Raw genomic sequence first — 12,479 nt, 5'->3', positions numbered from 1 at the left:
TTATGCCGGGGCTTTTTTTTCTGTAATCATCATAATCTCAGAACACGATGTGACATTGTCACATCAATTGTTGTTCATATCGATGCCATCTTTCTTATCTGAATCTGTCTTTTTAGGTGCTGTTTTAGAGGAAGAACGGCGGGATGATTTTTTTCGATTCTGCTTCCCGAATAATGTCACGAAGTGCTTTCTCTCCGTTTCATGTTGAAGTCTGATTTTATCATCAAAAACTGACTCCTGGCAGGACTGCACCCTGCCTCTGCCGTCGGCATAAGACTATGATGCACAAAAATAACAGGCTATAATACCCTGAAAACAGGACAGGATGTGCAATTGTATAACCGCGCATGCGCGATTATACAATTGCCTCCTGGTCAGGGCTTCGCCCCGACACCCCAGTAAGGAGCTGACCGTGAGTGATAAACGTCAAAGAAGTGGTAGTGAAAGACGGCAAAAGACGATCCTGAGAGCGGTCCGGTTCTCACCGGATGAGGATGAAACTATCTGTAAGAATGCTGAAGATTCCGGACTTACTGTATCTGCTTACATCCGAAATGCAGCACTGAATAAGCGAATTAACTCCCGGACAGATGATGCTTTTCTGAAGGAGTTAATGAGACTGGGAAGGATGCAGAAGCATCTGTTTGTTCAGGGAAAAAGAACCGGTGACAAGGAGTACGCAGAAGTGCTTGTTGCCATAACCGAACTTACAAATACATTGCGTAAACAGTTAATGGAAGGTTGAGGATTCTCCGGTGAATGCAGTCATTCCGAAAAAGAGAAGGGACGGCAAGTCTTCGTTCGAAGACCTGGTGTCCTACGTCTCTGTCCGGGATGACATGACCGATGAGGAACTGGATTTATCTTCTTCTTCGCAGGCTGAACAACCACACCGAAGCCGTTTCAGTCGCCTTGTTGATTATGCGACACGTCTTCGAAATGAGTCATTCGTGGCGCTGGTTGATGTCATGAAGGACGGCTGCGAATGGGTCAACTTTTATGGTGTCACCTGCTTTCACAACTGTACATCTCTTGAAACTGCCGCTGCAGATATGGAGTACATTGCCCGGCAGGCTCACTATGCAAAAGATGACACTGACCCTGTTTTTCACTACATCCTTTCCTGGCAGTCACATGAAAGCCCGCGTCCGGAACAGATTTATGACAGTGTACGTCATACGCTGAAATCACTCGGCCTTGCCAACCATCAGTATGTCTCTGCCGTGCATACCGATACAGATAATCTGCACGTCCATGTGGCTGTTAACCGGGTACATCCTGAAACGGGTTATCTGAACCGTTTATCCTGGAGTCAGGAAAAACTCAGTCGTGCCTGCCGTGAGCTTGAACTGAAGCATGGTTTTGCTCCGGATAACGGTTGCTGGGTGCATGCACCGGGTAATCGTATCGTTCGCAAAACTGCCGTTGAACGTGATCGCCAGAACGCATGGACACGCGGAAAAAAACAAACTTTTCGCGAGTATGTCGCGCAGACAGCGGTCGCTGGTTTACGCAGTGAACCTGTACATGACTGGTTATCCCTGCATCGTCGTCTTGCGGAAGATGGTCTGTACCTGTCTCAGATGGACGGAAAATTTCTGGTGATGGATGGCTGGGATCGCAACAGGGAAGGTGTACAGCTTGACTCGTTTGGTCCCTCCTGGTGTGCAGAAAAACTCATGAAAAAAATGGGTGACTACACGCCAGTACCAAAAGACATTTTCAGCCAGGTGGAAGCACCAGGACGCTATAATCCGGACTTCATTGCAGCTGATGTTCGCCCGGAAAAAATCGCTGAAACAGAAAGTCTGCAGCAGTATGCCTGTCGTCATCTTGGAGAATGTCTGCCGGAAATGGCACGGGAAGGACGGCTGGAAAACTGCCAGGCTATTCACCGCACACTGGCTGAAGCGGGATTATGGATGCGTGTTCAGCATGCTCACCTGGTTATCTGTGACGGTTATGATCATAACCAGACTCCCGTTCGTGCTGACAGCGTATGGTCACTGCTGACGCTCGACAATGTGAATCAACTCGATGGTGGCTGGCAGCCTGTACCAACAGATATTTTCCGCCAGGTTACGCCAACAGAACGCTTCCGTGGTCGTCGTATGGAGAGCTGTCCTGCGACCGATAAAGAATGGCACCGTATGCGTACAGGCACGGGGCCGCAGGGGGCTATCAAACGCGAACTGTTTTCTGACAAAGAAAGTCTGTGGGGATACAGCATCAGCCATTGTAGCCCTCAGATTGAAGAAATGATCATACAGGGTGAGTTTACCTGGCAGCGTTGTCATGAGCTGTTTGCACAACAGGGACTGATGCTACAGAAACAACATCACGGGCTTGTTGTCGTTGATGCCTTTAATCATGAGCAAACGCCGGTGAAAGCCAGCAGCATTCATCCTGATCTGACACTGGGGCGTGCGGAGCCACAGGCCGGACCTTTTGTGAGTGCCCCAGCAGATTTGTTTGACAGGGTGCAACCTGAAAGTCGCTATAACCCGGAGCTGGCTGTCAGTGACAGGTACGGGGTCAGCAGTAAACGTGACCCAATGCTGCGCCGGCAGCGACGTGAAGCCAGGGCTGAGGCCCGTGCTGACCTGCGTGCCCGCTATCTGGCATGGCGTGAACAATGGCGTAAACCAGATCTGCGTTATGGGGAACGTTGTCGGGAAATTCATCAGGCATGCCGTCTGCGGAAGTCACACATTCGTGCGCAGTACGATGATCCGGCATTACGTAAGCTGCATTATCACATTGCAGAAGTTCAGCGAATGCAGGCATTGATCAGGCTGAAAGAAGACATCAGGGATGAGCGACAGAAACTTATTGCTGACGGGAAGTGGTATCCACCCTCTTACCGCCAGTGGGTCGAAATTCAGGCTGCTCAGGGAGACTGGGCTGCTGTATCGCAGTTGAGAGGCTGGGATTATCGCGATCGCCGTAAAGACAAGTCACGCACAACGACGACAGACCGCTGTGTCGTGCTTTGTGAACCGGGCGGAACGCCGGTATACGGTAATACCGGTGATCTCGAGGCCCGTTTGCAGAAGAACGGGAGTGTTCGTTTCCGTGACCGTCGGACGGGAGAGTTTGTCTGTACGGATTATGGTGACAGGGTTGTTTTCCGTAATCACCATGACCGCAATGCGCTGGCAGATAAACTGGATTTGATTGCACCGGTATTATTCGGGCGTGATCCACGCATGGGTTTTGAACCAGAAGGAAACGACAAACAATTTAACCAGGTCTTTGCTGAAATGGTTGCCTGGCATAATGTGACAGGCCGTACCGGTCACGAAGACTACAGGATTACGCGACCGGACGTGGATCATCACCGTGAAGGAAGTGAACGCTACTACCGCGATTATATCGCGGCGAACAGCAACGATGACGCATCATTGCCTCCGCCGGAGCAGGATAAACGCTGGGAACCGCCTTCTCCAGGTTAAAAAAAAGCCGCGCCAGAATCCGGCACGGCCACTGCTATATGCGTATTATTCTGTTCCGGGAGTTTGCTTCTCTTCTGGTTCAGCAACACAATGGAAAAAACACTGGAATAAATACCCCCTCGTTAAACGGAGAATATCGACAATGTACTGACGCTATTACTCATTTCTCAACTTCATCCTTCGGGTAAGCAGAGTCGCACAAATGAATCCCAGCAGACTAAATGCCACCATTACAGAAAAAACATAGTTATAGCCCTGTATGCCAGAAAAATTATCTAACAGCGAGCCATAAAGCGTGTAAGCAAACATGGAAGGCATGTAACCAATAATGCACCCAAAAGCCATTGCTGAACCGGCAAATTCCCTGGGGGTACCGATTTCATCCATTGGTGCAAAGAAAATTGCCCGTTGTGAAAAAATGATTGCACCAAACCCAAGAGTTGCAGTCATTCCAAGATAAACATTCATTGAGTCGTGTGGTAGCTGAATGAACAGTAGCATAGCAACTGCTGAAATAAGGAAAGTCCATTTCAGATAGATGACCGGAGAATGGGAAATTTTATCTGCGAGATAACCGCCAACTGGCCCGCCCACCATTTTCAGTCCGTACTGGTTAATAATCCCGTAAGCACCCACGAGTGCAACGGGAAGGGCATAGATATCTTTCAGGAATGGTATGAAATATGTGAGCCCACAATATGCGGAGTACACAAAGAATATACAAAATGAGGCCAGCCACAGATTCGGTGATTTAACGACATTCTTTATCCCCTTGAATATCTGTTTATTAACATCTTCGTCATCCTGTGGAATGGTCCTGTCGTCTGCATCCACAATAAAGTAGGTGATAATTCCAACAGTAATAGTGATTAATGTGTAATAGACAAGACCAGCCTGCATGCCGGCTTTTCCTTCACCAAACTGCACAAAGACGAATAAAGCGCCGGACGCAATTAATACATCCACAACTCCTCGTCCAGCTTCCAGAAAGCCGAACATACGTCCCTGTTCATCCCTGTTCCCCAGCAGGCGAACAGCTTTAAGTAGTACGGGCCAATAGACTACTTCGCCAAAGAAAGCCATAGCACCAAAAGCTATAAGGTAACCAGAGAAGGGGGGTAATGTTGTGAGATAAGCCCCACACAGACCCACGCCGATTAAACCTGCGGGAAGAAGTATTTTTTTGGAAAAACGATCTGCTATATATAATGAACTGAATAGTCCGATAGTCTGAACAGCAGCATATACTGTAAATCCAAATCCAATCTGTGTATTAGTCAACCCCCAGTCAGCCTGCATAGGAACATAAAATACGTCCTTCATACTGGACAACTTGAAAATTGTCCCACCACCAAGAATAAGGAAGCATAGCTTCATCCATTTATTCATCTGGTTATCCCCCCATTATTTGATAACCGCAATGGCTTCAATTTCTATCAGCACGTCCTTCGGTAATCGGGCTACTTCAACACAGGACCTGGCCGGGTATTTATCTGATGAGAAATATTCACTGTACAGAAGATTAAATTGTGAAAAATTATCCATGTTACTGATAAAACAGGTCGTTTTTACGATGTTATCCATTCCGATTTCTGCAGATTCAATAATTGCCTTCAGATTATCCATCGCTTGCCTGGTCTGCTTTTCTATAGTGTCGCCATTTACGGTTCCGTCTTCTGGTTTGAAAGGGCAACATCCGGAAATGAACAATAAATTACCAGCGGATACTGCCTGTACATAGGGACCGATAGCTTTGGGGGCATGTTTAGTATCAATGATCATAAAAGTATCCTTTTTAATTTGTTAACAATGTTTTTTTCTTAAATTCTTCAGAGTCTGAACAGAAACCTCAACACAGCGATTCTGGGCTGCCATTAGTTCCTGTAATACAGAGTCAGATATTTTTGCAGGGTAGTAATAATCAAGTGGCTTTATTTTCAGGTGTTCAAATGGTGCTTCTTTTACGGAGAATGTCCCTTCCAGAGAATATACGCCGCCAGTACCTTTGGGACGGGCAAAAGGTGAGGCATATGGAAAACATGTTTCGATGTTTATTCTGGTTAAAGAGGACTCATTAACCAGGGTTTTGAAACAGGTATCAATATCAATGCTTCCTTCTCCGACTGGAACCCCACAGACAACCAGGTCTTCACCGTTGCGTGTGACAATATGATCCTTGAAATGCGTGCTGTAAGCATAAGGAGCCAGTTTACGAACTGTTTCTACTGGTTCTTCCCATGCCATCATTCCATTACCTATATCGCAGTGTGCTCCCACCCACTCAGAATTAACAGACTTGATAACTTCGATTATCTCATCGGCAGTTTCATCTTCATGATTTTCTATTGCCAGTTTAATTTTCTTCCTACTGAGTAAGGATGTCAGTGATTTTAACTGTGCTACTATTTCAGGATATTTCAGAGGGTTATATTCCCCTCTCCTGAACATATAAGTCCGGATAACGTCTGCGCCAAGTGCAGATGCAATTTCCACTGCTCTGGTGATAGCTTCACAGGTAGTAAATCGGGTATCTATCTCACAATAAAGACCATGAGAATCAATGGCTTTTCTGACTTTTGACAGATATTCGGGAGATATACTGTTCAGGACACCAAATTCCGGATGCAGACCAACATCCGGAATGATATTTATTTCAACCCCATCCAGCCCCAGTTCACTGGTTTTAGCAATGAAGTCGAAAATATCCATCACCCCCTGCTGAAAGAACAGATGATATGACTCAGTTTCAAGGCCTAGTTTCATGGCGAACCTCCATAGCATTTGAGACTGATTGTAGTTTTTTGCACATTTGTAAAATGTGATCTTAGTGGAACATTTGCTTACTAAGTGAATAAAATTACTACTTAGTGTTATTTTAGTGCTCTTTAGCGGACTCTGCTCTGCATCTGGTATAGTATTCAGATTTACTTTATTCATGAGGTGATTATATGAAACCTATTATTAATCATGAGTTTACAGATGATGACAGGCAGCTTTTGCTTTCATATATTCCATTCATCGACAGTCTTGGTCAGTTCCTGGGAGAGTATTGCGAGATCGTCCTGCACAGTTTTGAGGACCTGCATCATTCCGTTATTCATATCGTCAACGGGCATGTAACGGGGAGAGAGAAGGGGGCACCTGTAACAAATATAGCACTGGAAAAACTGGCAGAATTTAACTCAACAAACAATATGTGGGACGTCTATTTCAACCATAAAGGCGTTCGCCCTTTTAAATCGTCGTCATCACTTATTCTGAATAAAAGCAAAGAACCAGTAGGAATGATATGTATGAATTTCGCTCTGGATATGCCTCTTAATGCATTTATTGAAAACTTTGCAAAATCGTCAAACTGTAAAAACGAAAATTTCACTCAGGATATCAATAATCTTGTGCTTAGTCACCTTGAACCTGTTAAAAATATGGTTTACTCCAACAAGAATATACCAAGTAAAAACAAGAATTTTGAAATAATAAAAGAGCTTAATTCTATTGGGTTGTTTAAGTTCCCTGTTACAACGAAAATTGCCTCGTCGGTTCTTGGTATTAGTGCTAACACTATTTATAAACATCTCAGGACTCTAAATAACAGGGGGCAGGAGAACTAAGATTTTTGCATTATGAAATTATAATACAGATAACATGAATTCTGGTGTGGGATGTAATAGTCTAATGATGATTATATTATTTTTTAACTATGTTGTTTTCAGAATAAAAAAGGCCGTGCCAGAATCCGGCACGGCCTGTGTTCAGTACATTCCGTCCCAGTCCGGACGGTTGGTTTTTTTATGATGAAACCCGTTTACAGGACGCCCTGTCGGGTGGTTATTGTCCTGTGGAAGCGTTAACAGGTTTATACCTGCTCTTTCTGCTCTCACTGATATCTGATTTTCCTCTTTTGTTTCAGGTAGTTCTGGTCTGTTCAGCGTGATATAGCGAATTCGTCGCTCTTCCCGTGTGGTCGTTTTAAGCGTATTCACCGCTGTTTCCCATAAGGCACTTTCACGTGCGTTGATATCCGTGTCGTACTCTTCCAGCATTGCTATAGCCGCCTGACGTCCTGCAATGCGTTGCTGGAATGTATCCACGATCGTGTGCGGCTCTGTGCGAATTTTTCGTCTTTTTCTGGAGGGTTTTGCAGTCAGGACGCCAATGATGGCACTGACATTTTCCTGTGACGGGATTCGACGTTGAGCAGTACGGGGAACAAGACGGCGGAGACGGTCCAGGCGTGGTGCATCCACGCTGATATACCTGTTTATAACAACGGGATCGCTGCTGCAGCTTTTCTCATCGTCAGGGATGAAGAATTAGGCTGATGGTACGGTTTCTCCCCGGAAAATAGAAAAGAACTCGCCAGGATGAAGTTCAATCAACTCCTGAACATTTATCTTGCTTTCCATCAGGATGCTGATTTGTGGGCTGTCAATCCATGATTCACCAAATATGCCGTCCTGACGCTGCAGGTTGTTCATTCTCGCTCTGGCTTCTTCACCGGCGGCGCTTTTCAGCGTTCTGGCCGTACTACCCTCGCTGACAATCCTGCCGGCAAATTTTGTCCCCGTGTTCTGCATCAGTGTTGCCGTATTCGTGGCTGTTGTCTGTCCTTCTATACGTTCCTGGTCCTGTGCCATCAAAATCAGAGCAAAATCCAGTGAACGCACCTGAGTGGCTTCCACAGCAATACGGTCCGTATAGTATGCCCCCACTTCATCAAGGAAACACAGATAAGGGAAACGCCCCTTATATTTTTTGACTTCCAGTGCATCGGAATCAGTTCCTTCGAGGCGGTAGCCCAAATCACGGGCGAGAATCATACTTTTCTGGGTGATAAACATTCGTCCCAGAGCAGACGTTGTATGCGCTGATGTATCCAGAGCGGGGAGCATTACCATCAGAATCCTGTCGCTGTGAATGCTGTCACGGATATCGATATCACCGGAATCTTCAGCAAAAATATCCCCGAATGCTTCCGTGAATGTGCTGAAAGTTTCAGAAAACTGCCCGGAGAGATAAGCATGCTGTTTTCTGGGTTCTTCCGTCCAGGCTGATGGTGTCCTGACCAGCGACAGGTCGAAACCGGGAACGTCCTGAAGGTAGTTATGTAATGGTGCGATAGCTTCTTCCGGCCACTGATCATCGAGGCCACGACAGTAAAGTTTGGCCATCCCTTCGAGAGTCATATGTTCTCGGAGCATCTGCAGTGACATTGTTTTGCCTTCGCGCACACACCAGAATTTAGTACCAAATACCAGTGCCTTGTTCATGGCTATGGCCCGGGACTGCCACTCGCCCCCCTGGACGTTCTGGGGCAGCATTGACTGCATTGTCTCCGCTGTGAATGCCTCAGTGCTGTAACAGAAGGGATTCCAGGTATTTGACTGAGGACGCGTTTTTTCACCACTCAGAATGATTTCACTGCGGGATTTTCCTCCGTTCATGAAGTTGATGACTTCCACATCGTCTTCACGGCCAAAGCGTCTGGCCAGATACCAGATCGTTCTTGCCGTATCATTCTGTGCCTTGCCATCGACAAGGGTGAATCCTCTTGCCCAGCAAAGCGGGTTAATCGCCCAGGCAAAGATGGTTTCCGTTTTACCACCACCGGTGGTGGCGAAAAACATTATATGGCGGGTCAGATCGTCCATACTCAGCCACAACTCCCGACCTATATCCCTGACGCGTTGATAACCAACATAAAATATGCCGCTGGCCGGTGACTCCAGGATTACCTCATACTGAAACAGAGTTGGCCAGAAGCTGAAAAGGCTTCTTTTAATCATTCTGTCCTGTGACGGGTCAGCACATTCCAGCGTCATGGGCATACGAAGAGGGCAGCGCCATCGCTGCAGACTAAATACCAGCATCGTTATCAGTGTGAACAACAGACATGCCGGTAATGCAAGTGGCCAGATAAAACTGGCCACAAGACTTGCCACCAGGCAAAAGCCATAGATATTGAGACTCTGGAGTGCATTCCAGACAGGATTTCCCTAGGCTGTACGGTGTAAAAGCTCGGGGTTAACGCGATGTTCACTCATGGCCAGACTCGCTGTCGGTGGTTTTCAGGAATAAATTAAGCGTGCCAGTTTCCTGCAGAATTCCAGTAGGCAGATGCCAGCCCGTGTCGGACAGCACCCATGGTGTACCGGCAAATCCGAACTTACGGAAGGCGACATTGTTAACATCAATCGCAGCTCTGGCTGCTTTCAGGCATGTTTCATCTGCAGGCGTTGTTTCTTCTGATGGCGTCATCATTCTGTTATCTGCGGAATACAGTCGGTGCCAGCCGGCAGCACGTTTCTGAGCATCTTTTTCACACAGCAGTGGTGCCACACGGTCGGTGGATTCCTCTCCACCAATAACTGAAACCGGGTAGATAACAACATTGAAGTCGCTGGCCAGGCGTTTTAAGGCTGGCTCCAGAAGTCTGCAGTTAGGACAGGCAGGATCGAGAAATGCGTACAGGGTTCGTTCATGACCGGATGACAGGTTGATGGTAAACATTCCCCGATCGGCGTTCCGCTTCAGAACAGTAGCCAGATTATGTCGGGCAGTTGCGGCTTCCGGATTTTTGCTTGTGATTGTTTTCTCCGGTACTTGGACGTTTTTTTTCGGGGGAACCGGGAGTTGAATGCCTTCATTTAATGACACGGTGTGATTCAGGTGCGGGGGAAGCAGTCGTGGCTCACCTGCCGTCTGTACTGCTTCAGGCGTTGTATCATCCCAGAATACACGATCAAGATAGCGGAACAGAGAGAAGGCAATCGTTGCCATTACGAACAGCACTACGCTGGCGATTATTGCACGGAACAAAGGCGTTCTGCTGAAGCGGCGTTCCATCAGGTATTCAAGGCGCAGGCAGGAATCAATAGCTGTAAGTATCTGGTCAGCGTTATGCTCCTGTTTATCAATCAGGACGGTTTCAAAGATGTGTGGCAGTCGGGTAATATCTACTGGTCTGCGGGTGAAATGGCTTTGTCCCGGATGTTGATACCATTCCTACAAACACCAGAGTGTCACAGGTAAGAGGTACATCCACAGAATACCTATGGTCTGCTCCATGACGTTAACCTACTGGCTATAGCTTATGTTGGCGGCGTTGTTACCGGTCATGGCAAGCAGGTTGTATCGTGGTGCTGCATAGTTATGAAATGGTCCCCAGTCGACCAATCCCCATAAGGTATGAAGTATTAGGCAGCTGGCATAAACCACTTCCGGCAAGAATAACCATATGACGAATAGCAGTAGGGTAAGAAGGGTACCAACAGCGCCCCATATCTGCATAGGATCTTCTGCGACAGGCTGTCGATTGTAAGACATGACAAAGTCTCCATTTCTGGAATTTAAATCAAACGGAAAGGTTAAAAATTTATTTTCAGGCGATAAGAGCTAATCAAAGGAATTAGCCGTGCGATAAAAGGATTGTTGCAGATACGAAAGTCGTTAGAATAGTGTATGGGTCCACCACATATTGCAATTTTTGTTCTCTCTTAAAATATATTCCACGGGTGTCATTAGCGCGAGCGCCTTATGGGGCCTTTTGCTGTTATACAGCACCAGATATTCCGCCAGCTTCTGATTAAATAGCGCCAGATCTTCAAAGAGTAAAATCTCATTAAATTCAATAAACTGCTCTCTTAACGTCCGGTTAAAACGTTCACAGATAGCGTTCATTTTTGGCGTGTAGGGATAGGTCCAGAGGTGTTTGATAGCGGCTTCCTGCAGCGTTTTGTCGAAGTTTCCCAGGAACTCTTTTCCGTTATCTGTGATTATCTGGCTGATACCGACCGGGAACAGCCGGGCTGCGCGGCTGAAGAAATGATTGACGATATCACTGTTGAGCGACGGCACAGCCAGCGCCAGCGCGTAATTGCTGCATTCGTCGATCATGGTGATGACATAGCGACGCAGTTCGCCCATTCTGAGCTCAATGGCGTCCATCCCAATGAGCTCACCTGTCTTTACCGGGCGGTAGTGCTTTGGCCTGCGGGGGTTGGCAGACCGCTTTTTGACAAGCAGTGCCTTCCCCCGTGATCCCAGACGCACAGGTATCATCCACATTTTATCATGTGCGGCAGCGATCATTCTGCCAATGGTGGAAACACTAGGACAGGCCAGATAGCGCTGTTCGCACCAGGGCTTCAGGCGAACAAAAATCTGCTCTTTACCGAGGTTTGGCAGCTCTGTCCTGAGGCGTCGAATCTCTTTCAGCACATCGGGATGCCAGTGCTTTTTTCGTCGCACCAGAGGTGCCTTACTGTGCGGGATTAGCCCCTCAGGTCCTTCCTTGTTCAGTAACTGACGCTACCAGTAAAGCGTGCGGCAGGACACGCCAAAGGCTTCAGAAGCCGCAGAAATACCGTGTTTATCCCAGAAGTGCAGAGCCTTCATTCTCATTGTTGCTATATCAGCCATCACTGAAAGCCTCAACGCATAATCGGCCGTTTGGTAGTACTTAGGATAGCCAACCATCAGATGCTGCATTTGCATAGTGCAATCTCCCCTTACTTATCCGGAGGTAATTGCAATATCTCTGTGAACTTACACAAAGCTCGTATTATACATCTAATCCAACTCATTGGAGGCATCACCAATTTTGGCTTTTCATTTTTTTCCAATTAAAAGATAATGCCGGTCACTTTCATGAACGTATTTATTTTCCTGAGAGAGGATAGTTTTATGCTGCCAGACCAGACCAGACCAGACCAGACCAGCGTACCGTTAGTGTTAGTAGAAACTTCTCATTTAAGTATTACGACGAAGCTGGAAATCTTATCCCGAACGCTAATCCTGAAGACATCCCCGGTCTTACCGTGGAGTTCGCCGATGAAACATCGGAGCTCGAGATCCATCGTCCCCATGCGTTCCAAAAGACTTCGATCGTCGTGGGCAAGAATTGCCGAGTTGTGATCCTCGGCAATGCAACCGTTTGGGTGTCGCTCAAGATTCTGACCTTGAACCAAAACGAAGTGCACATTGGCCGGAACTTCGACGTTCGCAGCGCGGACTTGGTGTGTA

The 12,479-nt window shown here is 46.9% G+C and carries 7 protein-coding genes and 4 pseudogenes; 4 read left to right on the top strand and 7 right to left on the bottom strand.

What is annotated here, in order from left to right; all coding sequences use genetic code 11:
• Positions 1 to 63 precede the first annotated feature (63 nt).
• Positions 64 to 196 (bottom strand): annotated as a pseudogene (locus tag A1SC_RS0121725) (molybdopterin-guanine dinucleotide biosynthesis protein MobC); the annotation flags it as partial.
• A gap of 216 nt (positions 197 to 412) precedes the next feature.
• Here A1SC_RS0121725 and mobA point away from each other — a divergent pair.
• Both mobA and nikB read left to right on the top strand, forming a co-directional pair.
• Positions 413 to 745 carry a plasmid mobilization protein MobA gene (mobA, locus tag A1SC_RS0121720; RefSeq protein WP_001281051.1) on the top strand — a complete coding sequence of 111 codons (333 nt, stop codon included), beginning with the start codon at positions 413 to 415 and terminating at the stop codon, positions 743 to 745.
• Positions 746 to 755: 10 nt separating this feature from the next.
• Positions 756 to 3,455 carry an IncI1-type relaxase NikB gene (gene nikB / locus A1SC_RS12275; protein WP_016262280.1) on the top strand — a complete coding sequence of 900 codons (2,700 nt, stop codon included), beginning with the start codon at positions 756 to 758 and terminating at the stop codon, positions 3,453 to 3,455.
• Positions 3,456 to 3,611: 156 nt separating this feature from the next.
• Here the strand turns inward: nikB and A1SC_RS12280 are convergent, their stop codons facing one another.
• Genes A1SC_RS12280 through A1SC_RS12290 form a run of 3 tightly spaced genes read right to left on the bottom strand, consistent with a single transcriptional unit; the run spans position 3,612 to position 6,218 of the window.
• The gene (locus A1SC_RS12280) at positions 3,612 to 4,844 is read right to left on the bottom strand and encodes an MFS transporter (protein WP_016262279.1); all 1,233 of its coding nucleotides are present in this window, start codon (positions 4,842 to 4,844) and stop codon (positions 3,612 to 3,614) included.
• A gap of 15 nt (positions 4,845 to 4,859) precedes the next feature.
• Entirely contained in the window at positions 4,860 to 5,237 is a 378-nt protein-coding gene (locus A1SC_RS12285) for a RidA family protein (RefSeq protein ID WP_016262278.1), read from the bottom strand.
• Positions 5,238 to 5,258: 21 nt separating this feature from the next.
• Positions 5,259 to 6,218 carry a sugar phosphate isomerase/epimerase family protein gene (locus tag A1SC_RS12290; RefSeq protein WP_016231888.1) on the bottom strand — a complete coding sequence of 320 codons (960 nt, stop codon included), beginning with the start codon at positions 6,216 to 6,218 and terminating at the stop codon, positions 5,259 to 5,261.
• A 185-nt stretch (positions 6,219 to 6,403) separates the two neighbouring features.
• On the opposite strand from A1SC_RS12290, the gene A1SC_RS12295 reads away from it, so the two are divergent.
• Positions 6,404 to 7,066, top strand: coding sequence for a helix-turn-helix transcriptional regulator (locus A1SC_RS12295; protein WP_016262277.1), 663 nt, complete (start codon positions 6,404 to 6,406; stop codon positions 7,064 to 7,066).
• Between the two features lie 141 nt (positions 7,067 to 7,207).
• On the opposite strand, the pseudogene trbC reads toward A1SC_RS12295, so the two are convergent.
• From trbC to A1SC_RS22865, 3 pseudogenes are all read right to left on the bottom strand, one after another.
• Positions 7,208 to 9,499, bottom strand: a pseudogene (gene trbC / locus A1SC_RS25815) (F-type conjugative transfer protein TrbC).
• Positions 9,492 to 10,781, bottom strand: a pseudogene (locus A1SC_RS12310) (DsbC family protein). Before A1SC_RS12310 ends, trbC begins: the two co-directional pseudogenes overlap by 8 nt.
• A gap of 123 nt (positions 10,782 to 10,904) precedes the next feature.
• Positions 10,905 to 11,951 (bottom strand): annotated as a pseudogene (locus tag A1SC_RS22865) (integrase core domain-containing protein).
• A 323-nt stretch (positions 11,952 to 12,274) separates the two neighbouring features.
• Here A1SC_RS22865 and A1SC_RS25645 point away from each other — a divergent pair.
• The coding region (locus A1SC_RS25645; RefSeq protein WP_222859132.1) for a hypothetical protein at positions 12,275 to 12,479 on the top strand (205 nt) is incomplete at its 3' end.

Source organism: Escherichia sp. KTE52 (assembly GCF_000408325.1).
GTDB classification, from domain to species: Bacteria; Pseudomonadota; Gammaproteobacteria; order Enterobacterales; family Enterobacteriaceae; genus Escherichia; species Escherichia marmotae.
This window is presented reverse-complemented; position numbering and strand designations above follow the sequence as displayed.